Source organism: Stappia indica, from assembly GCF_009789575.1.
GTDB lineage: Bacteria > Pseudomonadota > Alphaproteobacteria > Rhizobiales > Stappiaceae > Stappia > Stappia indica_A.
Map to the genome: position 1 here is coordinate 2,648,902 of NZ_CP046908.1, position 21,327 is coordinate 2,670,228.

The window sequence follows — 21,327 nt, forward strand, 5'->3', positions numbered from 1 at the left end:
CTCATGTCCGGCACGAAAATCCTCTGGGGCCAGATTTCCATCGTCTTCCTGATCGTGCTCATCTCGGTCTGGTCAGGCACGCAATGGGTCGCCTGGCGGCTCGGCTTCCAGCCTCAGCTCGGCCCGGCCTGGTTCGAGGTGATGGGCTGGCCGGTCTATTATCCACCGGCGATCTTCTGGTGGTGGTATTTTTACGACGCCTATGCCCCGCGCATCTTCGCCGAGGGCGGCATCATCGCGGCGTCGGGCGGGTTCCTTGCAATCGGCATCGCCATCACCATGTCGGTGATGCGCGCCCGCGAGGCGGCCGATATCGATACCTATGGTTCGGCGCGATGGGCAGAGCGGCCCGAGATCGAGAAGGCCGGGCTGCTCGGCCCCGACGGCGTTGTGCTCGGAAAGCTCGATCGGGATTATCTGCGCCATGACGGGCCGGAGCATGTGCTGTGCTTTGCGCCGACACGATCGGGCAAGGGCGTCGGCCTCGTAGTGCCCTCGTTGCTGACCTGGCCCGGCTCGGCCATCGTCCACGACATCAAGGGTGAGAACTGGGAGCTCACGGCGGGCTTCCGAGGAAAGCACGGTCGCGTGCTCCTGTTTGATCCGACCAATGCGGCATCTGCCGCCTATAATCCGCTGCTCGAGGTGCGGCGCGGCGAATGGGAGGTTCGCGACGTCCAGAACATCGCCGATGTGTTGGTCGATCCCGAAGGGTCACTCGAAAGGCGCAACCACTGGGAAAAGACCAGCCATTCGCTCCTGGTCGGCGCCATCCTCCACGTCCTCTATGCGGAGAAGGACAAGACGCTTGCCGGTGTCGCGGCTTTTCTCTCCGATCCCCGTCGCACGATCGAAGCCACGCTCGATGGTATGATGGCCACCAGGCATCTGGGCGAAGCTGGCCCGCATCCCGTGGTCGCCTCGACCGCCCGCGAGCTCCTGAATAAATCCGACAATGAGCGTTCCGGTGTGCTCTCGACCGCCATGAGCTTTCTCGGCCTCTATCGCGATCCTGTCGTTGCGGCCGTCACCGCGCGCTGCGACTGGCGCATCGAGGACCTGATTGCCGACGCAAAGCCTTCCACACTCTATCTCGTGGTGCCGCCATCCGACATCTCTCGCACCAAGCCGCTCATCCGCCTGGTGCTCAACCAGATCGGCCGCCGCCTAACCGAGGATCTCCATACGAAAAAGCGCAAACATCGCGTCCTGATGCTGCTCGACGAGTTTCCGGCGCTCGGCCGGCTCGACTTCTTCGAGAGCGCGCTGGCTTTCATGGCCGGCTACGGTATCAAGAGCTTTCTGATCGCCCAGTCGCTCAACCAGATCGAAAAGGCCTACGGCCAGAACAACGCCATCCTCGACAACTGCCATGTGCGTGTCAGCTTTGCCACCAATGACGAGCGCACGGCAAAGCGCGTTTCCGACGCGCTCGGCACAGCAACCGAGATGAAGGCGATGCAAAACTATGCCGGCAGCCGGCTTGCGCCCTGGCTGGGGCACATCATGGTCTCGCGCTCCGAGACCGCCCGCCAGCTCCTTACGCCCGGCGAGATCATGCAGCTTCCGCCCGATGACGAGATCGTCATGGTCGCCGGCACGCCGCCGATCCGCGCGAAGAAGGCGCGGTATTTTGAAGATCAGCGTCTCAGTGAACGCATTCTGCCACCGCCAGATCCCGCAAAACTCGTCGTCACCGCGCGGCCGGATGGCTGGTCGGTGCTCAAGCCGGTCAAACCGGACGAAACACTGATCGCTGCCGCCGAAGAGGCCAGGAAGAAGAAGGAAGACAAGGCCAATTCCAGCCTGCGCCGTGAGCCCGAACTCCCCGACCATGTCGAGATCGTCCACGAGAAGAAGGAACCCGCTCCCGAAAACGAGTTCAGAATCATGCTCGACGATGATCAGGAGGACAACGCCCGCCAGCGACAGGCGATCCGCCGCCAGATGGGCCGTATCGCCCGGCAGACTTCACTCAATCCCGATGACGGTATCGAACTGTAAGGAATATGGCCATGCGCGATCGTCTCAACGCCTCCCTGCCAGTTGCCCTGATCGATCAGGTCGCCGAACTTGCCGCGCGCAAGAAAATAACGCGCTCTTCAATTGTCGAGGCGGCGCTCGAATCCTTTTTCTCGCCCGACAATGCCCAGATGCAGGAGGCAGCACTTGCCAGACGCCTCGACCGGCTTTCCCGACAGGTCGCCCGGATTGAGCGGGATCTTGGCATCTCGGCCGAAACGCTTGCGCTGTTCGTGCGCTTCTGGCTCACAGTCACACCGCCCATAGCGCCCGATGCCTATTCTGCAGCACAAGCCAAGGGTCGAGTGCGGTTCGAAGGATTCGTCGACACGCTCGGCAAGCATCTGCAGTCCGGCCGAAGCTTCTTGAAGGAGATACCGGAGGATGCTGCTGCAAGTTCAGCGGATCGCGTAGACAACTAGATTCACCTGTTTCGGGTGCCGGCACATCGTAAATGCTTTGATGTATATTCGGAAGGTGTCCACGCCCCATTTCGCAAAAGTGTTCCAATCAGGCAGTTCGCAGGCTGTGCCGCACCCTAAGGAATTCCGCCTCCATGTAAATGAAGTCGAGGTCTCGCGCGAAGATGACGCCGTCATCCTGCGTCCCGAGGCCGATAAATGACACCGTTGGGCTTCGCTGCACGCCGCTGTCGCGCGAGATGACGATAGTAAGGAACAACACAGGGAATTCTCCTACGTTCCAGACCTGCGCCTTGAAGATTAGGCCATCATTTATCCCCGGGCGTCAGTGAACTCCCTCTCGCTTTTAATTCGTCGGCGGCCCCTAAATCTCACGCAGACCTATCGAGCCAATTCCGCCGTTTTCCTGTATTTACACGCTACGCTACGACGCCTGCCGAAACTTCTTGAACTGCCGCGCTTTGTGGCTCTTTTAGTCATCCCCATCCGGGGATCGCCAATCACCTCCTCCCCGGCGGAACGGGGATGAGATGGCCGGAAACAACCAGAAACGGGCAACGACCGAACGCGGCGTGCGCATGCTGCGAACCGCGCTTGGGCCTGCCATCTCAACTCTCCTGCAAGACAAGTCCATCGTCGAGGTGATGCTGAACCCCGATGGACGCATCTGGGTAGATCGGCTGTCCGAAGGCCTCGCCGACACCGGCGAGCGGCTGACCCCGGAAGATGGCGAGCGCATCGTTCGCCTCGTTGCCCATCACGTCGGCGCCGAGGTCCATGCCCGTTCCCCGCGCGTCTCGGCCGAGCTGCCGGAAACGGGCGAAAGATTCGAGGGCCTGCTTCCGCCTGTCGTAGCCGCGCCGACCTTCGCCATTCGCAAGCCGGCCGTCGCCGTGTTCACGCTCGACGATTATGTCGCCGCCGGGATCATGGCCGAGGCGCAGGCCGCCGCGCTGCGCCAGGCCGTCTCGGCCCGCGCCAATATTCTCGTGGCGGGCGGTACGTCCACCGGCAAAACCACGCTCACCAATGCGTTGCTCGCCGAAGTCGCCAAGACGGCCGATCGCGTCGTCATCATCGAGGACACCCGCGAGCTGCAATGCGCCGCCCCTAATCTGGTGGCGATGCGAACGAAGGATGGTGTTGCGAGCCTGTCGGATCTTGTCCGCTCCTCCCTGCGCCTGCGCCCCGACCGCATCCCCATCGGCGAGGTGCGCGGCTCTGAAGCCCTGGATCTGCTCAAAGCATGGGGGACCGGACATCCCGGCGGAATCGGGACCATCCATGCTGGATCTGGAATTGGCGCGCTGCGCCGTCTCGAACAACTCATTCAGGAAGCCGTTGTCTCTGTCCCGCGCGCGCTCATCGCGGAGACGATCGACATAGTAGCAGTCCTTGCCGGGCGCGGTTCCGCGCGCCGGCTGGCCGAACTCGCCCGCGTCGAAGGGCTCGGCCCGGATGGCGATTACCAGCTTTCGCCCGCTCTTCCAGACCCCACCCCAAACGACCCTTCAGGAGAACCCGCATGATCCGCCGCGCCTTCCGCACCCGCAGCCACATCGCAACCGCCGCTACGTTCACCTGGGTCGCGTTGATGACCTCTCCGGCACTCGCCTCAGGCTCATCCATGCCCTGGGAAGCGCCTTTGCAGTCGATCCTTGAATCCATCGAAGGCCCGGTGGCGAAAATCGTCGCCGTCATCATCATCATCGTGACCGGCCTCACGCTCGCCTTCGGCGATACCGGCGGCGGCTTCCGGCGGCTGATCCAGATCGTCTTCGGCATTTCGATCGCGTTCGCCGCCAGCTCCTTCTTTCTCAGCTTCTTCTCGTTTGGCGGCGGGGCGCTGATCTGATGGCGACTGTTCTCGAACAGCTCGACGCCGTGCCGGGGTTCACCGCCCCGGTTCATCGCGCGCTCAGCGAACCCATCCTACTCGGCGGTGCGCCGCGTTCGGTAGCGATCCTCAACGGCACGCTTGCCGGGGCCGTGGGTCTCGGCCTTCAGCTCTGGCTCGCCGGCATCCTGATCTGGGCAGCAGGCCATCTCGCAGCCGTATGGGCGACGCGGCGCGATCCCCTCTTCATGGAAGTAACGCGCCGGCACCTGCGCGTTCCGGCTTTTTTTTCGGTGTGAGGCGCAGGCGATGATGAACCTCGCAGAATACCGCCGTACCGCCGCGCGCCTCGCCGACTACCTGCCCTGGGTGGCCCTGGTCGGTCAGGGCGTCGTCTTGAACAAGGATGGCTCTTTCCAGCGTAGCGCAAAGTTCCGCGGGCCGGATCTCGACTCGGCAGTCGCAGCCGAGCTGGTCGGCGTCGCCGCGCGCCTCAACAATTCCTTCCGCCGCCTCGGCTCCGGCTGGTGCATTTTCGTCGAGGCGCAGCGGTCCGAGGCTGGCACCTATCCGAACGACGTCTTTCCCGATCCGGCATCCGCGCTGGTCGATGCCGAGCGCAAGGCCGATTTCGAGGAGGAAGGCAGCCACTTCGTCTCCGACTACTATCTGACCTTCCTCTGGCTTCCACCCGCGGAGGACGCCGCCCGCGCCGAAAGCTGGCTCTATGAAGGCCGGGAGACCTCCGGCGTCGATCCCTGGGAGCTGGTGCGCGGCTTCGTCGATCGCACCGATCGCGTGCTGGCGCTCCTCGACGGCTTCATGCCCGAGTGCCGCTGGCTTACCGACGCCGAGACGTTGACCTATCTTCATTCGACCGTCTCGACCAAACGGCACCGCGTCCGTGTGCCAGAGACCCCGATCTATCTGGACGCGCTGCTCGCCGACGAGGCGCTGACCGGCGGGCTCGAACCGCGCCTCGGCGCCGCGCATCTGCGCATCCTCACAATCACCGGGTTCCCGAGCGTCACCACGCCCGGCCTGCTCGACGACCTCAACCGGCTGGCTTTCCCCTATCGCTGGTCGACCCGCGCCATTCTGATGGACAAGACGGACGCGACCAGGCTGCTCACGAAAATCCGCCGCCAGTGGTTTGCGAAGCGCAAGAGCATCGCCGCCATTCTGAAAGAGGTGATGACGAACGAGCAATCGGCGCTCGTCGACACCGATGCCGCCAACAAGGCTGCCGATGCCGACCTGGCGCTACAGGAACTCGGCGCGGACATCGCCGGCATCGCCTATGTCACCGCGACCGTCACGGTCTGGGACGCCGATGCCGCCCGCGCCGAAGAGAAGCTGCGGCTGGTCGAGAAGGTCATCCAGTCCCGCGATTTCAGCGTGATGGTCGAGACGGTCAACGCCGTCGACGCCTGGCTCGGCTCCCTGCCGGGCCACGCCTACGCAAATGTGCGTCAGCCTCCGGTCTCGACGCTCAACCTTGCCCACATGGTTCCTTCGTCCGCCGTGTGGGCGGGGCCGGAACGGGACGAGCACTTCGGCGCACCCCCGCTGCTGTATGGCAGGACCGAAGGCTCCACCCCGTTCCGGTTCTCCCTTCATGTCGGTGATGTCGGCCACACCCTAGTCATCGGCCCCACCGGCGCTGGGAAGTCCGTGCTTTTGGCGCTCATGGCCCTGCAATTCCGTCGTTATGAGGGCGCGCAGGTCTTCGCCTTTGACTATGGCGGGTCCATCAGGGCAACCGCCCTTGCCATGGGCGGTGACTGGCACGATCTCGGTGGACGGCTCACCGAAAACGCCGAGATTTCCGTCTCGCTCCAGCCGCTTGCCCGCATCGAGCAGACGCAGGATCGCGCATGGGCCGCAGACTGGATCATAGCGATCCTAGCGCGCGAAGGCGTATCCGCTACGCCCGAGGCGAAAGAGCATATCTGGACCGCCCTCACGTCGCTGGCGTCGGCTCCCGTCGAGGAACGAACGATCACCGGCCTCTCGGTGTTGCTCCAGTCCAACGATCTCAAGCTCGCACTCCAACCCTATTGCATCGGCGGTCCCTACGGCCGGCTGCTCGACGCCGAGTCGGAAACCCTGGGCGAAGCCTCTGTCGTCGCTTTCGAAACCGAAGGGCTGCTGGAGACCGGCGCGGCTCCAGCCGTCCTCGCCTATCTCTTCCACCGGATCGCCGATCGCCTCGACGGCCGCCCGACCATGATCGTCATCGATGAAGGCTGGCTTGCGCTCGGCGATCCGGCCTTCGCCAAACAATTGGGCGAGTGGCTGGTCACGCTGCGCAAGAAGAACGCAAGCGTTGTCTTTGCGACCCAATCGCTCGCACAGCTCGAAAAGAGCAGCATCGCGCCGGCGATCATCGAAAGCTGCCCGACGCGGCTGCTTCTGCCCAACGACCGTGCCGTTGAACCGCAGATCACGGCCATCTACAGGCGCTTCGGGCTGAACGATCGGCAAATCGAGATCCTGGCCCGCGCTATCCCGAAACGGGACTATTACTGCCAAAGCCGCAGGGGAAACCGGCTGTTCGAGCTGGGCCTGTCCGAAGTCGGCCTCGCGCTCTGCGCGGCGTCCTCCAAGTCCGACCAGGCATTGATCGCCGATATCCTCGCCGAGCATGGCCGCGACGGTTTCCTCGCTGCATGGCTCACGGCGCGCGGCGTCGAATGGGCGGCCGATCTCATTCCCAACCTCACCAACATCACCGCCGCTGCGGAGCCCCTCGCGCCCGGCGCGGTGCTCGCGGCGGCGCTCGACCTCACCGATGCCCTTGAACTCGACCCAGAGGAGATCATGCCATGACCCGACACCGCTTTCCCCGTCTCGCCGGCGCTTCATTGCTCGCGCTGTCCCTTGCCGCGCCGATGGCGCTTTCGCCGGTCTTCACCACGCCGGCCCACGCCCTCTTCGGCTTCGGCCGGATCGTTTACGACCCGACCAACCATGCCGAGAACCTTCTGACTGCCGCGCGGACGCTGGAGCAGATCAACAACCAGATCACGTCGCTCCAGAACGAAGCGCAGATGCTCATCAACCAGGCGAGGAACCTGGCGAGCCTCCCCTTCAGCTCGCTTCAGGCGCTCCAGCAGAATGTGCAGCGCACCCAGCAGCTTCTCGGAGAGGCGCAGAACATCGCCTTCGACGTTCAGTCGATCGACAGCATGTTCCAGCAAGACTACGGCAAGCTCTCCCTCTCGGCCACCGACAGCCAGTTGATCGCCGATGCGCGCAGCCGCTGGGAAACCACCGTCGGCGGCTTGCAGGACGCGATGCGTGTCCAGGCCGGGGTGGTCGGCAACATCGACACCAACCGCTCGCAGATGTCGGCCCTCGTCGGCGAGAGCCAGGGTGCGACCGGCGCGCTTCAGGCGACCCAGGCCGGCAACCAGCTCCTCGCGCTGCAAAGCCAGCAGCTCTCCGACCTCATTGCCGTGATCTCGGCCAATGGCCGGGCCGACGCCTTGTCCGAGGCTGAACGCGCCACGGCCGCCGAGCAGGGCCGCATCCAGCGCGAACGCTTCCTGACGCCCGGCTCCGGCTACCAGCCGGGCAATGCAAGCATGTTCAACAACTGACAGGCCGGAAGGGGGACATCATGGACGGCAAGGTGCTGGCCCGGATCGCGGCCATCATATTCGTCGCCGTCGCCATCACCGCGACAATCATCGAAATGACGCGCGAGGAGACCGCCGCGCCAGTGCCGGCCGCCCCCGCTATTCAATCGCCAGTCGATCCGTTGCGCACAGAGCAACGCCGCTGCCAGGGGCTTGGCGAAGCCGCCGCCAATGATGCCGAGTGTCTGCGCGTCTGGTCGCAGACCCGCGACCGCTTCCTCGGCCGCACACCTGCGCCGGCGACACCCGCTCCCAACGAAAGGCCCTGAGCGATGGGCGGAACCGGCGTTATCGACAATTTCCTGGGCATCTTCACGAGCTACATCGACTCCGGCTTCGGCCTGCTCGGTGGCGAGGTCGCATTCATCGCCACGACATTGATCGTGATCGACGTCACCTTGGCTGCTCTCTTCTGGGCCTGGGGCGCAGATGATGACATCATCGCCCGGCTGGTAAAGAAGACCCTCTTCGTTGGCGTTTTCGCCTACATCATCTCCAACTGGAATAATCTCGCCAGAATCGTGTTCGAGAGCTTCGCCGGCCTCGGCCTCATGGCCTCCGGCACTGGATTTTCGACCGCCGATCTCCTGCGGCCGGGCCGCGTCGCCCAGACCGGCCTCGATGCCGGCCGGCCGCTGCTCGAATCCATCTCGGACCTTATGGGCTGGATCGCGGTCTTCGAGAACCTCGTGCAGATCCTTTGCCTGTTCTTCGCCTGGGCGCTGGTGATCCTCGCCTTCTTCATCCTGGCGATCCAACTCTTCGTCACCCTGATCGAGTTCAAGCTCACGACCTTGGCGGGATTCGTCCTCATTCCTTTCGGCCTGTTCGGCAAAACCGCGTTCATGGCCGAGCGCGTGCTGGGCAACGTGATCTCCTCCGGCATCAAGGTGCTGGTCCTGGCGGTCATCATCGGCATCGGCTCCACCCTCTTTGGACAATTCACCGCCGGCTTCGGCGGCGCGACGCCAACAATCGACGATGCCATGGCAATCGTCCTGGCGGCCCTTTCCCTTCTCGGCCTCGGCATCTTCGGGCCGGGCATCGCAACCGGCCTCGTTTCCGGCGGCCCGCAGCTCAGTGCCGGTGCTGCGGTCGGAACCGGCCTCGCTGTCGGCGGCGCTGCCGTCGCGGCGGGTGGCGCCACCATGTTGGCCGCGCGCGGTGGAGCCGCCGCTCTTTCCGGTGGTGCGGCACTGGCGCGTGGCGGCGCAACGGCCGCCGGCGCAGCATCCTCTGCCTATACACTCTCCTCGATGGGCGATACCGGCGCGGCCAGCGTTGCGGCCGGTATCGGCGGTGTTGCGCGTGCCGGTGTAACCGCCGCCGTCTCTCCCCTGAAACGCGCGGCTTCCCGAGCCGCTGACAGCCTCAAATCCAGCCATGACGCCGGTGTTAAGGCGGGGTTCGAGCACACCGGTGGCAGTTCTTCCATGGGAACCATCGGTGGTGGCATCTCGTCGAGCCCGGCGAGCACTCCGTCTTCCGATGGAGCGCCAGCCTGGGCGCAACGCATGCGCCGCAGCCAGGCTCTGAGTCACGGCGCCTCGGCCGCCGCCCATGCCGTCCGATCCGGTGACAGTCACGGCGGCGGCGCCTCCATCAGCCTTTCCGAAAGCGACCGCACATGAACATCTTCAAACGCCCCACCACCCATTTCGGCAAGACGCCGGAACCCGTCACGCCCTATCAGAAGGCAGCCCAAATCTGGGATGAGCGCATTGGCTCGGCGCGCGTGCAGGCCCGCAACTGGCGCTTCATGGCCTTTGGCTGCCTGATATTGTCGGCCGGCTTCGCCTCGGCGCTTGTCTGGCAATCGGCCCGAGGCACCGTCGTTCCATGGGTGGTCGAAATCGACCGCCACGGGGAAGCCCGAACCGTCGAGTCCGCCGTCGCGGACTACCGGCCCACCGACCCGCAGGTCGCCTGGCACCTCGCCCGCTTCATCGAACAGGTGCGTGGCCTGCCATCGGACCCCATCGTTCTGCGCCAGGCATGGCTGCGGGCCTACGAGTTCACCACCGACCGAGGCGCCGTCGCACTGAACGAATATGCCAGGTCGAACGATCCGTTCACCCGCGTCGGCCGCGAACAGGTTTCGGTCGAGGTCTCCAGCGTCATTCGCGCCTCGCCGGACAGCTTCCGGGTCGCCTGGACCGAACAGCGCTACGAGAACGGCCAGCTCTCCCGCACGGAGCGCTGGACAGCGATCCTCACCATCGTCCTCCAGCAGCCCCGCACCGCTGAGCGCCTGCGCGCCAATCCCCTCGGAATCTACGTCAACGCGGTCTCATGGTCGCGGGAGATGACTCAATGACCAGAAATTCAGCAAGGGCCGGACATCCGGCTTTCCGTAAACCCGCAATGGCGGCTTGCCTGCTTGCAGCAACAGCGCTCGCCGGATGCGCGACCAATCGGACCCCGCAGTTCAGCTACGACGATAACGTGCCCCCATTGCCCGTGGTGCGAACCTCGGCGACCAACGACACCCCAAGGCCGCTCCACACGCCTCCGGCCTGGACGGTCGCGCGCGGCGGAGCAGCAGCGAGCACACCAACAGGACAGGTCGGCAACGCCAATGCGGCCGCGCGCGTCGAGCCGCGCCGGGAGGGCTATTACAATGCCATCCAGATCTACCCCTGGAGCGAAGGCGCGCTGTTTCAGGTCTATGCCGCTGTCGGACAAATCACGACGATCGCGCTCGAACCCGGCGAAAGCCTGACCGGCGCGGGGCCGATCGCGGCGGGGGACACGACCCGCTGGATTATCGGCGATACCGAGAGCGGTTCGGGAACGACGCGGCGCGTCCATGTGTTGGTCAAGCCGACCCGTGCCGACATCTCGACCAATCTCGTCATCACCACCGACCGCCGCACCTATCTGATCGAATTGCGGGCCAGCGACGAGACGTGGATGCCTGCGGTCGCATGGGCCTATCCCACGCCGCCTGCGACCCAGCGCGTGACCGCGCCGGCCGCTCCGATCATTCCGGCCGAGGCTGCGCGAAACTACCGCTACGGCCTCTCCGGCGACAACCCACCATGGCGGCCGATCACTGTCTTCGACGATGGCCGCCGTGTCTATGTCGTGTTCCCCCGCGGCATCATCCAGGGCGAGATGCCGCCCCTGTTCGTCATCGGCTCGGACGGCGAGCCCGAGATCGTCAATAGCCGCATCTATCAGAACGTTCTCATTGTCGATCGCCTCTTCGGCGCGGCCGAGCTGCGGCTGGGCTCCGGCAACCGGCAACAGACCGTCAGAATCGTGCGGGTGCAGCCCGGCCAGACCGCGGCCGCGACCAGCGGACAAACCACGGCAACGGGAGGAGCGCCGTCATGAGTGAGACCGAAGGCCGGAAGGAGGACGGGATGGAGCTGGCCGGAGCGGTCGACGACAAGGCGGGCTCCATGCGCCTGCGCGCCGAAGCGCCGCGCGTCACCCGCATCTCGCGCAAGGTTCTGCTCGGCGCCGGCCTGGTCGCCGGTATCGGCATCGGCGGCGCACTGATCTATGCGCTTCAGGGCGTCGATCGCGGTGGCCAGCCCGAGGAGCTGATCTCGACCGATCGCCGCCAGACCGCAGATGGCTTGCAGGGGCTTCCCGGCAGCTATGGCGACGTGCCGGCCCTCGGCCCGCCGCTGCCGGGTGACCTCGGTGGGCCAGTGTTGCGGGCGCGCGAGGAAGGCCAGCCTATTCCCGCGACCCCGATGCCGGTTCCCGCGGCCGATCCCGAGGAGCAGCGCCGCCTTGCATATCTGGAAGCGGCCCGCACCAGCGAAATATTCTTCCAGATCAGGGCCGGCCAGAACACTGTTTCGCCCTCGATCCCGGCCGTTCCGGGCATGTCCGGCCTGACGGGTGCCGGAACGCAGGACAGGCACCTTGCCTTCCTCAATGCCGAAGTGGATCGGCGCACCGTGGCGACGAATCGTGTCATGGCGCCAGCGTCGCCCTACATCCTTCAGGCCGGCGCGGTAGTCCCTGCCGCGCTGATCACCGGCATCCGTTCCGACCTGCCAGGACAAATCACGGCCCAGGTGACGCAGAATGTCTATGACTCCCCGACTGGCGCGCTGCTCCTCATTCCGCAGGGCACCCGCATCATCGGTGAGTACGACGCCGGCGTGACCTTCGGCCAGCGCAGGGTGTTGCTGGTGTGGAACCGGCTGATCTTCCCGAACGGCCGCTCGATCGTGCTGGAACGCCAGCCGGGCGCTGACGTCTCCGGCTATGCTGGCCTCGAAGATGGGATAGACTATCAGTGGTGGGATCTGATGAAGGCCGCCGGCCTCTCAACGCTCCTCGCGGTCGGCGCGGAGCTTGCAACCAGCGAAGAGGATCGCCTGATCCGCGCTATCCGCGACGGCGCGCAGGACACCATCAACCAGGCCGGTCAGCAGATCGTCCAGCGCCAGTTACAGGTCGAGCCGACACTGACCATCCGGCCCGGATACCCGCTGCGGGTGATTATCGCCCGCGATCTGGTCCTCGAACCCTATGGAGCGCATTGATGAGCAATCTCAAACTCGGTCCATTGCCCAGACTCGGCGTGGTGCGCATCACCGTCTCGCTGCCGGAGCCACTGAAGGAGGAACTCGACCTCTACGCCGCCGAATATGGCCGGCTCTATGGCGAGGTCGATACCGCAACCCTGATCCCCCACATGCTCGAATCCTTCCTGCGGTCGGATCGCGGCTGGCGGAGCCGCAAGGCCAGGGCTGTTGGTAAATCACGACCCACGACCGGAGGCCAGCCTGGCGCGGTCGGCCGGACGAATCCGGCCGACACCGATCATTGAGCACGCCGGCCTTGCTGCTTGACGGCCAGTTCCCGCGCGAAGCTCAGGAAGCGCCGCAGGGCCGGATTGTCGCTTGAGGGTGACCAGACGGCGCTGAACGGCACGATGTCCTCGTTCGCGGTCAACGGACGCAGGGTCAGATCAGCATGGGACATGCTGGTCCAGCCCTGGGAAACCAGCGTGATGCCCTCGCCAATGGCGACCATGTGCATCAGCGTCTCGACCGTGACCTGACGATAGCTCACATCAGGATAGGTGCTGTAATCGGCGATGCGGCGCACGATATAGTCATGGACCTCCGGACCGGGCTCCATACTCGAGACGATGAACTGCTCCTGCCGCAGTTGCGGCCAGTCCACGGCATTGCTGTCCGCGAGCGGATGCTCGGCGCTCATGGCCACATGGACCCGCTCGCGCCAGAACTCCTCGACATCACAACCGGCAAGCGGCGCGTTGCCGGTAAAGAACGCGACATCCAGCTGCCGCGCACGGATCGCGCGCAGATGATCCTGTCGCCCGCCATCGAATATAACGAGCCTGACACCCGGATAGCTTTGACGATAGGTCGCGATCAGTTCGCGAAGGAATCCGCCACCAAGTGTGGTGATAATCCCGACTTTGACCGTGCCCTCTTCGACCCTGCCTGCGGCGCCGGCGCGTTGCAGGACGGCCTCCGCCATCTGAAGAACAGGAATGATGTCATCGAGCAGTTGGCTGCCGGCATCGGTGAGGCGCACCCCGGAGGTGGAGCGCTCAAACAGGGAGATGCCGATAGCATCCTCGAAATTGCGTACCTGACGGCTGACGCTGGACACTTTCATTCCAAGGGCGCCGGCGGCACCGGAAAAACTCATCTGCTCGGCAGCGGCGAGGACATAGCGCAACGCCCTCATATCAAATGGAAGTCCGTCCGAAGGCCAACGTACAGGCCGCTCCCAACGTGGCGCGTTCGATTTCTCCATCGCCGGGCATCCTCCCTCGTGTCCCTCTCCCTTCGTTCGCGCTAGGTTTCCTCGTTGGCCGCTCCCATCGCAGTCCTTATAAATGAGACAGCATCCTCGCTCGCCCATTCGGCCGGACCGTTCATATGGGCGAGTAGACACCCGTCTCCATTGACCAACAACGTAACCGGCAGGCCCAGCGCCAAGCCCTGTTTCTTAAGGCCGTTGAAGAGGGACAGTGTCTGTTCGCTATAGTATCTAAGATTGTCGATCCCGATTTCCTTGAGAAAAGCTAGCGGTTTGTCATTTCCGCCGGTATCGAGGTTTACGGCAATAACCTCGAATTTTTCGCCTCCCACTTCATTTTGAAGTGCGTCGAGCGCCGGCATCTCCTCACGACAGGGAGCGCACCATGTCGCCCAGAGATTAATCAGCAGCGTTTTTCCCTCGAAGTCGCCGACGCTTACTGGTGATCCGTCCGGCCCACTGAATGTCATTCCACGCATAGATCGCGGCTTTTCTGTCGTAAGCATTGCCGCGACCGCGCCCTTTGAAGCACTCCTTATCGCCGTCAACTGATCTGGCGAAACTGAGCAACTATCCGATACCGCCGCTTCAGCGACGCTCTTTTGCCTCTCATCGGAAAAACCGCCTGATACAAAAATGCCACCCAGTCCGGCCAACATTCCAGCAACCATAGCTAAAACTATCCAGACACCGGTAGACGGCCCGGCGTTGTCTTTTGCCATCTGTAGCAACCTCCCGGTCATTGATTCGCCATTACGCCACGAGCGCTGATCAGTATTTATCCATCCCGTTGACGGATCAGGCGCTTCAACTTCGAAAGCATGACGCTCGCTTCTTCCTCGTAGTCCATGGTGCCGAAAAACCTTCCTTCCGCATCCATGAGGATAACGCTGGCCGTGTGATCCATCGTATAATCACCACCCTCAAGCGGGACTTTCGCATGGTAGATCTTGTATGCCTTTGCGACGGAATCGATCTGTTCGGCGGTGCCGGTAAGCCCGATTATGCGGTCATCGAACGCCTCGAGATACTGCTTCATTTGCTCAGGCCCATCGCGCTCTGAATCAACAGAGACGAACACGAAATTAAGCTTGTCCGCATCAGGACCGAGTTGCTTTGCTAATGTTGTCAGTTCGAACAGCGTAGTCGGGCACACATCCGGGCAATATGTGAAGCCGAAGAAGACTGCGCTCGGCTTGCCTAGCAGATCTTTCTCCGTCACTGTCTGACCTTCGGTTCCAACCAATTGGAACGGCCCGCCCACCGTCGCGACACCAGTGCTGCGGAACTGAATATTCGGTTGTCGCTCCTTTGAGATGATAGTAACGGCTGCGAGGCCCATGCCGACTGCAAGCACCGCAGCCGTAAGTAGTCCGGTCGTTCTCCCTCGCATCAGTTTTCTCCATCATGCGATGACGCGGAGCCACCCTGATGATCCGATTGCGCCTGTCCGAGGGCCCCGGCGGCGAACTCAACCTCCACCGAACCGGCCAACTCAAACTGAAGAGTGACTGGCACCATGTCCCCTTCTTTGATCGGTTTGACGAGGTCGATCAGCATGAGATGGTATCCGCCTGGAGCGAGCTCAATCTTGCCACCGGCGGAAATGACCATCCCGTCAGGCACCGGGCGCATTTTCATAATGCCGTCGCTCATTTCCATTTTGTGGATTTCGACGCGCGATGCTGCGGTAGAGCTGGCCCCCACGAGCCTGTCAGTCACGGCCCCGTTGTTGGCCGCGTCGAAATATCCGCCGCCAACCTTTGCTGCCGGGGACGTAGCACGTGTCCAGGGATGATTAATTACGATGTCGCCAACACGAAAATCATGCGCGAACGCTGTGGATGCAGAGACGAAGGCAGCAGTTACCGAGAGGATACGGATATATTTGAGCATTGATTTCTCCATGCAACAGAATGAGCGCAGGGGCGCGCCGGATCGATTTTCTGTCAGATGAAGAATGAGGGTGGCGCCCGCGCTCCGAGGGACGGGACGACGAGTATGTCCGGCGGATCACCCTTTTCGAGCGGCTTCATGAGCTCGCCGGGCGATCCAGGCGGTATCAGCGCAACCAGATCTAACCATACCGGAGGCACCGTCGGCCCTGATGAAGCGGCAGACTTGCAAAGTGCCGCGCAACAGTCCTTTCCGAGAAACCCGAGCGGGTTATCCGGGCTGCTATATTTGTTGCCGGACGGCGCACAGATGACGAACCCTGGTGCGGACGGGCTGATAAACATAACCGTCTTGGCGTAAGCCGACGCCAGGCCCTGAAGCAAGATGACATAAGCAAGCAAGCCGACGGCGAGACCGGTTATCCAGCATCCACTTCTTATTCCGCGTGCAAGTTGCATGGCTAAAAGCTTAACTGGCCCCGTCAATACCGTCGATGTGACATGTCGCAACGCTCAATCGGCTGCAACTCGGAATGAAACGACATAATGAGCATCCCATGTAACAAGAGCTCTAAAGGATTATAGAGGTTCCCTGCACCGGGACGGCAGCACCTTCCTTTGGTTCAGGCTTTGTGCTGCCATCCAGTATCGATTTGTCAGACAGAATCACGCAGCCGGAACGGCATCCAGAAGTTCGTCAAAGAGCTTCTTTGCTTTAGGAGGGTGTTTGGCTGCTCTGGCACCTCCCAGATTGACAGGAGCTCCAACAGAAATGAGCATCACCATTCCCATTCCGTAATGCGGTGCACATTTCACACCATAAACTCCTTCCTTTTCGATAGTGATGGTGATTTCCTCATTGAGTTTTCCTGCAAACCCCTGAGCTCCTTCGGGAAGCATCTCCTTGATGCTAACCGCATTGTGAGACTTATCGGTAGGAACGAATGTCACTGTGTCGCCGGGAGCTGCCCGAACAAAGTCCGGTTCATACACCATGGGGCCCTTCTTTCCCTTGTTTAGCATCTGGACCTTGTGGTTAGTTCCAGACTGTGCGCGTGCAGACAACCCAGACACAACCGTAAGCGCAGTTGCGCCTGCGAGTATCTCGCGTCTTGTCAGCATATCAAACTCCTTGATGTTGTTAGCGGTTAACTCGTTCCCCTTGCCTGACTCATTTCGGTCAGGTTGTTTGAGATTTTTGCGTCAGTTAATAGGCGAGGAACGTCCTGCTCTCTCGGCGTTAGCGAATGCGAGATGCGATAGATCGATGCTGGCGGAATGTTTCGGATGATGCTTCCCAACAATTGAGCTTTCAATCCGCATTTAAGTAGGATGCCCGCGGGAACAGGACACCGTATGCCATAGGTGAACTGAAACATGTGGCCGCTCGGCTCAAGCCTGAGCGCCGCGCTCCGGACGATCCTGTAGATGGTCCGGGCAGGCATCGACAGAAGTGGCAGACCGCTTACGATGGCATCGTATTTTGCAGCCTTATCGACCCCTGCCGCCGACAGGCGTGCGGCGTTGCCTCGAACAATCCTGATGCCGGGGAAACGTTCAGAGAGCAAATCTGCGAAACATTCATCCAGTTCGACCAGGGTGAGTTGCTCCCGAACAAGTCCCCGTGCCAATAGCGCCTCGGTGAAAACGCCTGTGCCCGGTCCAAGTTCAAGAACCTTTCCATTGGTGTAACCGACGGCGTTTGCCATCAACCCGGCCAGAGCCGGGCCGGAAGGCATGACTGCCCCTACCGTCAGCGGATCAGCGACCCAACGGCGAAGAAACGTCAGATATTGCGACCTCTGAACCACTGCCGAGCGTTTCCTATGTTCGGATTCCCCGCCATGCGAGAAGGCGCATCGCATTAGCGGTGACGAGAACGGTTGCGCCAGTGTCAGCAAGGATCGCGGGCCAAAGCCCCGTAATCCCAAGCACGGTCGTTACGAGGAAAACGCCTTTCAACCCAAGCGAGATGACGATGTTCTGCCAGATGTTGTTCATTGTCAGCCGCGACAGGGACACCATGTTCGCGACGTCTTTCACCCGACCATGCAAAATCGCAGCATCCGCCGTTTCGAGCGCAACGTCGGTTCCACCGCCCATGGCAATGCCGATGTCGGCGGCGGCAAGCGCGGGCGCGTCGTTAATGCCATCGCCTACCTTTGCCACAAAGCGGCCTTCATGCCGCATTTCACCGATCATCCGCTGCTTGTCCTGCGGCATCAGCTCGGCGCGGGCCTCCATTCCAAGCGAAGCGGCAATGGCTTTCGCGGTACGGGTGTTGTCACCGGTGAGCATGACAGAGTCCGCGCCCAGTTCGCGCAGAAGCGCGATACCCTCTTTTGCGTCCTCGCGCGGCTCGTCACGCATGGCGACCAGGCCGGCAATCTCTTTGCCGACAAGAAGCACAGAAACGGTCTTGCCCTCATCGTTTAGCGAGGCGATCCGGTCGGCAAGCGCCGCATCGATCTGAACCTCCTCCGCAGCCGCGCGGGGCGATGCAAGAAACAGCTTTTCGCCGTTGAGCGTGCCAACCACTCCTTTCCCGCCAACCGCACCGGCCTCCGACGCAGCGGTCAGCGGCACGCCTTCGCTTTCAGCTTTTGCAAGGATGGCGATGGCAAGAGGATGGCTCGATCCCACCTCGAGCGCCGCCGCGAGGCGCAGGGCCTCCCGTTCATCCCTTGCGACACCGATGATGTCGGTCACCTTCGGCTTGCCTTCCGTCAGGGTTCCGGTCTTGTCAAAGGCGACCCGGTTTACCTTGCCGAGATTCTCCAGCACCGAGCCGCCCTTCATCAGCAAGCCACGTCGCGCGCCCGCTGAGAGTGCGGCGGCGATTGCCGCCGGCGTCGAGATGACCAGCGCACACGGGCAACCGATCAGCAGGACCGCAAGGCCGCGATAGATCCACGTGCCCCATTCCGCGCCGGCGACCAGGGGCGGAATGATTGCGATCAGTGCAGCCACCACCATCACGCCGGGCGTATAGTATTTCGAGAAACGATCGATGAAGCGCTCGGTCGGGGCCTTAGTCTCCTGCGCTTCCTCTACGAGATTGATTATACGGGAAATCGTGTTGTCGGCGGCAGCAGCCGTCACCCGCATCCGCAGCACGCCTTCCTGATTGACGGTGCCGGCGAATAGATTGTCGCCTTCTTCCTTACGTTTAGGCACGGATTCGCCCGTCACCGGCGCTTCGTCGACAGCACTCTCACCCGACACCACCACACCGTCAGCCGGCACACGATCGCCGGGACGCACCATCACGATAGTGTCGACCGCAAGACTCTCGGCCGGGACGGTCTTCGTCGCACCGTCCACCTCGAGCAGCGCCGTCTTAGGCATAAGTGTCGCCAGAGCGCGAATGGACGCGCGCGCACGCCCGGTTGCAATGCCTTCGAGAAGCTCACCCACGAGAAACAGGAAAACGACGACCGCCGCCTCCTCGGAGGCATTGATGATCACCGCGCCAACGGCCGCTACGGTCATCAATGTCTCGATCGTGAACGGGCTGCCGTTCATCGCTCCGACAATCGCCCGGCGGGCGATGGGGATGAGCCCGACCGCCATGGCGATGATGAAGCCCCAAGGCTGCGACTGGGGGTAAAGCTGTGCGAGGCCGAAAGCGATCGCCAGCGCGGCCCCGCATAGTATGGTCAGTCGTGCCTTGGAGGTTTTCCACCACGGCCCTTCGGAAGGTCCGTGATCGTGCCCGTGTAGGCCCGCGAGGGCGTCCGACTGGCCGGTGCTCTCACTCGAATGATTGTGAGCTCCCTTGGCATGATCATGGTCACAACCAGGGCCGTGACGATGCACCGCGCCTTCCGTTGCGACGGCAGAATCCATCGCGGTAATCGGGACGGTCTTGTATCCGAGGCTACCAACCTTTTTAGCGAGTGCGTCTATTTCAATGCGGTCGCCATGGGTTACCGTCATTGTTCCGGCCACAACCGAAACCTTGACATCTGCGACGTCGTCGAGGCGACGTACCGCAGTGTCGATCTTCGCGGCGCAGCTTGCGCAATCCATGCCCTCGACCCTGAACCGGGTCTGGCGTTCAGCAGCACTCATGACTGGTCTCCTGTCATACAGGAGTAAATCTATAAAACCTCAGGCGGCTAGAGGGTCAAGTGCAATTATCGTTTTGGTGTTGCTTATTGACTTTTACCGAAAGGTTCGTGAGTTGGCAGATTTAATAGAGAAAGCGTGGGGGCATTTTGACTGTTTGCCGTCGTCGTCTGGTCGACTTCTTAATTCCAATGGTCGCTCTGGCGCAGGTTATCTATCTTGGAGCCCAGCTCGGTTCGCACCTGCTTGCCCGTGATTTGTGGGCAGCGGACATGGCCAACTTCATTCGGCCACACCTTCTCGCTGCGGGAATAGGGCTGTTCGCAACTGGCCTGCTGGTACCATCCCGGCTTACGCGGATGGGCGCTGTAATCTCACTTCTTGCTGCTATTTTTCCCTTCGTCTTCCTGCCCGCCCCGGCCAGCGAAACCGACGGCGTTCGGTTCACGATTGTTTCCGCTAATGTCCTGTCGGACAATCGCAACCCACGACCGTTTCTCGCGATCCCGGAAGTCGCTTCGAGCGATATCATCGTGCTTCAGGAAACGCGGCCGATCTGGCAGGATGCCTTGGTCGACAGCGGATTATGGCGCTACGAAAGTAACCGCGACCTGCGGGCAAATACCGACATGAAGGTGTTCAGCCGCTTTCCGATCGTCAGCGAGGAGGTCGTCTCGCCAGCAAGCCGTGACACGGGAGGCCGGCACCCGCTCAGGCTCGAGCTCCTGATCGAAGGCAGACCGGTGGTTCTCTACGCTGTTCACGCACAAACTCCGCGGAGACCATCGATGTGGCGAGAGCGGGCCGCATATTTTCGCGATCTGACACAAGCGCTGCAGCAGGAAGATGGTGATGCAGCTGTCATGATCGCTGGAGACTGGAATATGCCACCCTGGTCGCCCTTTTTTCAGGACTTTCTCGCAGAAACTGGCTACCGCACTACGGAATCCGCGTGGTGGCCGTCACCTACTCGATTTAGCACCCGCTTCGGCAACATACCCGCGCTAGGCACACCGATCGACAGGATTGTCATCTCGCCTAACATGGGGCTTGTAAGCCTCAATCTCGGACCGCGCTTTCAATCGAACCATCTTCCGGTTATCGCGCGGATTTCTTTGCCCTAAATTTGGGTTCTGTTTCGCTTGATCAAACGGTTGCCAGGAAAAAATCTCGTGCGCTCGCGAATATTGTTGTCTCTGCTGACCGGCACCGCTTCCATCATTGCAGGTACTATTACCGCAAATGCCATGCCGACCGGCGTCTTTCTGCTCCATCCTGGTGCCACGGCTCCTGGCGCAGACGATTGCCGCGATCTTACTGTGCGTGTCCGTCCCTCCGTGGAAAAAGCTGAGGCGTGGTATTGGGGACGCGCGCCGTTCGGCTCGGATTTGGAGTTCTACATGTTCCTGAGTCAAACAAGGATGGAAACGACGTTTTCGGCCGAAGGCGACTACGACACGGGCGAGCTTCGCAATCTGCAAACGAAAGGCGATGAGACCACGTTTGACCTGATACCCGACGAACATCCCGCGAAAATCATAAAGGGTTCGATCAGGCAGAGCGGCGATGGGTCTGCGCTTGCCATTACGCTATATGGTGTTCCCACGAGTGCGGCCGAAACGGACCGAGTTACGTATTACTGCAGCTTCAATGCGGACACGCAAACCTGA

Annotated in this window: 22 protein-coding genes; 15 read left to right on the forward strand and 7 right to left on the reverse strand. The window is 62.0% G+C overall.

Translation table 11 applies throughout. The features are described 5' to 3' along the window. The first annotated feature begins 3 nt into the window (after positions 1-3). The 13 genes from GH266_RS12445 to GH266_RS12505 all read left to right on the forward strand — a co-directional run bounded on the left by GH266_RS12445 (position 4) and on the right by GH266_RS12505 (position 12,723). Positions 4-2,004, forward strand: coding sequence for a conjugal transfer protein TraG (locus GH266_RS12445; protein ID WP_036589094.1), 2,001 nt, complete (start codon positions 4-6; stop codon positions 2,002-2,004). A gap of 11 nt (positions 2,005-2,015) precedes the next feature. Then, the gene (locus GH266_RS12450) at positions 2,016-2,444 is read left to right on the forward strand and encodes a ribbon-helix-helix protein, CopG family (RefSeq protein ID WP_036589091.1); all 429 of its coding nucleotides are present in this window, start codon (positions 2,016-2,018) and stop codon (positions 2,442-2,444) included. A 530-nt stretch (positions 2,445-2,974) separates the two neighbouring features. Then, entirely contained in the window at positions 2,975-3,973 is a 999-nt protein-coding gene (gene trbB / locus GH266_RS12455) for a P-type conjugative transfer ATPase TrbB (protein WP_036589089.1), read from the forward strand. Then, positions 3,970-4,299, forward strand: coding sequence for a TrbC/VirB2 family type IV secretion system protein (locus GH266_RS12460; protein WP_036589087.1), 330 nt, complete (start codon positions 3,970-3,972; stop codon positions 4,297-4,299). Before trbB ends, GH266_RS12460 begins: the two co-directional genes overlap by 4 nt. Beyond that, positions 4,299-4,580 (forward strand): VirB3 family type IV secretion system protein, encoded by a 282-nt coding sequence (locus GH266_RS12465; RefSeq protein WP_036589085.1) that lies wholly within the window; start codon positions 4,299-4,301, stop codon positions 4,578-4,580. The genes GH266_RS12460 and GH266_RS12465 overlap by 1 nt, the downstream gene beginning before the upstream one ends. A gap of 10 nt (positions 4,581-4,590) precedes the next feature. Next, positions 4,591-7,113, forward strand: coding sequence for a conjugal transfer protein TrbE (gene trbE / locus GH266_RS12470; RefSeq protein ID WP_158194151.1), 2,523 nt, complete (start codon positions 4,591-4,593; stop codon positions 7,111-7,113). Beyond that, positions 7,110-7,886, forward strand: a complete 777-nt coding sequence (gene trbJ / locus GH266_RS12475) for a P-type conjugative transfer protein TrbJ (protein ID WP_036589081.1) — start codon at positions 7,110-7,112, stop codon at positions 7,884-7,886. Before trbE ends, trbJ begins: the two co-directional genes overlap by 4 nt. 20 nt (positions 7,887-7,906) lie before the next feature. After that, complete coding sequence (gene trbK-alt / locus GH266_RS12480) at positions 7,907-8,194, forward strand: putative entry exclusion protein TrbK-alt (RefSeq protein WP_036589078.1); 288 nt, start codon at positions 7,907-7,909, stop codon at positions 8,192-8,194. A 3-nt stretch (positions 8,195-8,197) separates the two neighbouring features. After that, positions 8,198-9,556, forward strand: a complete 1,359-nt coding sequence (trbL, locus tag GH266_RS12485) for a P-type conjugative transfer protein TrbL (protein WP_036589076.1) — start codon at positions 8,198-8,200, stop codon at positions 9,554-9,556. After that, positions 9,553-10,242, forward strand: a complete 690-nt coding sequence (gene trbF / locus GH266_RS12490) for a conjugal transfer protein TrbF (RefSeq protein WP_036589072.1) — start codon at positions 9,553-9,555, stop codon at positions 10,240-10,242. Before trbL ends, trbF begins: the two co-directional genes overlap by 4 nt. Beyond that, positions 10,239-11,264: a P-type conjugative transfer protein TrbG gene (gene trbG / locus GH266_RS12495; RefSeq protein ID WP_036589069.1), complete on the forward strand. Its 1,026-nt coding sequence runs from the start codon at positions 10,239-10,241 to the stop codon at positions 11,262-11,264. The genes trbF and trbG overlap by 4 nt, the downstream gene beginning before the upstream one ends. Beyond that, positions 11,261-12,436 (forward strand): TraB/TrbI/VirB10 family type IV secretion system protein, encoded by a 1,176-nt coding sequence (locus GH266_RS12500; RefSeq protein ID WP_199270307.1) that lies wholly within the window; start codon positions 11,261-11,263, stop codon positions 12,434-12,436. The genes trbG and GH266_RS12500 overlap by 4 nt, the downstream gene beginning before the upstream one ends. Continuing rightward, positions 12,436-12,723 carry a DUF2274 domain-containing protein gene (locus tag GH266_RS12505; RefSeq protein WP_036589063.1) on the forward strand — a complete coding sequence of 96 codons (288 nt, stop codon included), beginning with the start codon at positions 12,436-12,438 and terminating at the stop codon, positions 12,721-12,723. The genes GH266_RS12500 and GH266_RS12505 overlap by 1 nt, the downstream gene beginning before the upstream one ends. On the opposite strand, the gene GH266_RS12510 is transcribed toward GH266_RS12505, so the two are convergent. The 7 genes from GH266_RS12510 to GH266_RS12540 form a co-directional block, all read right to left on the reverse strand. Beyond that, complete coding sequence (locus GH266_RS12510; protein ID WP_036589061.1) at positions 12,717-13,685, reverse strand: LysR family transcriptional regulator; 969 nt, start codon at positions 13,683-13,685, stop codon at positions 12,717-12,719. The genes GH266_RS12505 and GH266_RS12510 overlap by 7 nt on opposite strands. 41 nt (positions 13,686-13,726) lie before the next feature. Further along, positions 13,727-14,413: a thiol:disulfide interchange protein TlpA gene (gene tlpA / locus GH266_RS12515; RefSeq protein WP_036589143.1), complete on the reverse strand. Its 687-nt coding sequence runs from the start codon at positions 14,411-14,413 to the stop codon at positions 13,727-13,729. A gap of 56 nt (positions 14,414-14,469) precedes the next feature. Beyond that, entirely contained in the window at positions 14,470-15,084 is a 615-nt protein-coding gene (locus GH266_RS12520; RefSeq protein ID WP_036589059.1) for an SCO family protein, read from the reverse strand. Next, entirely contained in the window at positions 15,084-15,587 is a 504-nt protein-coding gene (locus tag GH266_RS12525) for a copper chaperone PCu(A)C (RefSeq protein WP_051517904.1), read from the reverse strand. Before GH266_RS12525 ends, GH266_RS12520 begins: the two co-directional genes overlap by 1 nt. Before the next feature lie 665 nt (positions 15,588-16,252). After that, positions 16,253-16,708: a pseudoazurin gene (locus GH266_RS12530; RefSeq protein ID WP_036589054.1), complete on the reverse strand. Its 456-nt coding sequence runs from the start codon at positions 16,706-16,708 to the stop codon at positions 16,253-16,255. Between the two features lie 26 nt (positions 16,709-16,734). After that, on the reverse strand, positions 16,735-17,397 hold the full coding sequence (locus GH266_RS12535) for a class I SAM-dependent methyltransferase (RefSeq protein WP_155269264.1): 663 nt from the start codon (positions 17,395-17,397) through the stop codon (positions 16,735-16,737). 13 nt (positions 17,398-17,410) lie between these two features. Continuing rightward, a complete protein-coding gene (locus tag GH266_RS12540; RefSeq protein ID WP_036589052.1) occupies positions 17,411-19,660 on the reverse strand; it encodes a heavy metal translocating P-type ATPase in 2,250 nt (749 codons plus the stop codon). Between the two features lie 188 nt (positions 19,661-19,848). Between GH266_RS12540 and GH266_RS12545 the strand changes: the two genes are divergently transcribed. Both GH266_RS12545 and GH266_RS12550 read left to right on the forward strand, forming a co-directional pair. Continuing rightward, positions 19,849-20,781 (forward strand): endonuclease/exonuclease/phosphatase family protein, encoded by a 933-nt coding sequence (locus tag GH266_RS12545; RefSeq protein ID WP_036589051.1) that lies wholly within the window; start codon positions 19,849-19,851, stop codon positions 20,779-20,781. 18 nt (positions 20,782-20,799) lie between these two features. Then, complete coding sequence (locus GH266_RS12550) at positions 20,800-21,327, forward strand: hypothetical protein (RefSeq protein WP_199270308.1); 528 nt, start codon at positions 20,800-20,802, stop codon at positions 21,325-21,327.

What these genes read in the sequence shown, in the direction of transcription:
- GH266_RS12500 (WP_199270307.1), top strand. Translation starts at nt 11,261, where the DNA reads ATGAGTGAGACCGAAGGCCGGAAGGAGGACGGGATGGAGCTGGCCGGA.
- GH266_RS12510 (WP_036589061.1), bottom strand. Translation starts at nt 13,685, where the DNA reads ATGGAGAAATCGAACGCGCCACGTTGGGAGCGGCCTGTACGTTGGCCT.
- GH266_RS12530 (WP_036589054.1), bottom strand. Translation starts at nt 16,708, where the DNA reads ATGCTGACAAGACGCGAGATACTCGCAGGCGCAACTGCGCTTACGGTT.
- trbL (WP_036589076.1), top strand. Translation starts at nt 8,198, where the DNA reads ATGGGCGGAACCGGCGTTATCGACAATTTCCTGGGCATCTTCACGAGC.
- trbF (WP_036589072.1), top strand. Translation starts at nt 9,553, where the DNA reads ATGAACATCTTCAAACGCCCCACCACCCATTTCGGCAAGACGCCGGAA.
- GH266_RS12450 (WP_036589091.1), top strand. Translation starts at nt 2,016, where the DNA reads ATGCGCGATCGTCTCAACGCCTCCCTGCCAGTTGCCCTGATCGATCAG.
- trbK-alt (WP_036589078.1), top strand. Translation starts at nt 7,907, where the DNA reads ATGGACGGCAAGGTGCTGGCCCGGATCGCGGCCATCATATTCGTCGCC.
- GH266_RS12545 (WP_036589051.1), top strand. Translation starts at nt 19,849, where the DNA reads ATGGTCGCTCTGGCGCAGGTTATCTATCTTGGAGCCCAGCTCGGTTCG.
- tlpA (WP_036589143.1), bottom strand. Translation starts at nt 14,413, where the DNA reads ATGGCAAAAGACAACGCCGGGCCGTCTACCGGTGTCTGGATAGTTTTA.
- trbJ (WP_036589081.1), top strand. Translation starts at nt 7,110, where the DNA reads ATGACCCGACACCGCTTTCCCCGTCTCGCCGGCGCTTCATTGCTCGCG.
- trbB (WP_036589089.1), top strand. Translation starts at nt 2,975, where the DNA reads ATGGCCGGAAACAACCAGAAACGGGCAACGACCGAACGCGGCGTGCGC.
- GH266_RS12465 (WP_036589085.1), top strand. Translation starts at nt 4,299, where the DNA reads ATGGCGACTGTTCTCGAACAGCTCGACGCCGTGCCGGGGTTCACCGCC.
- GH266_RS12540 (WP_036589052.1), bottom strand. Translation starts at nt 19,660, where the DNA reads ATGAGTGCTGCTGAACGCCAGACCCGGTTCAGGGTCGAGGGCATGGAT.
- trbG (WP_036589069.1), top strand. Translation starts at nt 10,239, where the DNA reads ATGACCAGAAATTCAGCAAGGGCCGGACATCCGGCTTTCCGTAAACCC.
- trbE (WP_158194151.1), top strand. Translation starts at nt 4,591, where the DNA reads ATGATGAACCTCGCAGAATACCGCCGTACCGCCGCGCGCCTCGCCGAC.
- GH266_RS12525 (WP_051517904.1), bottom strand. Translation starts at nt 15,587, where the DNA reads ATGCTCAAATATATCCGTATCCTCTCGGTAACTGCTGCCTTCGTCTCT.
- GH266_RS12520 (WP_036589059.1), bottom strand. Translation starts at nt 15,084, where the DNA reads ATGCGAGGGAGAACGACCGGACTACTTACGGCTGCGGTGCTTGCAGTC.
- GH266_RS12460 (WP_036589087.1), top strand. Translation starts at nt 3,970, where the DNA reads ATGATCCGCCGCGCCTTCCGCACCCGCAGCCACATCGCAACCGCCGCT.
- GH266_RS12445 (WP_036589094.1), top strand. Translation starts at nt 4, where the DNA reads ATGTCCGGCACGAAAATCCTCTGGGGCCAGATTTCCATCGTCTTCCTG.
- GH266_RS12505 (WP_036589063.1), top strand. Translation starts at nt 12,436, where the DNA reads ATGAGCAATCTCAAACTCGGTCCATTGCCCAGACTCGGCGTGGTGCGC.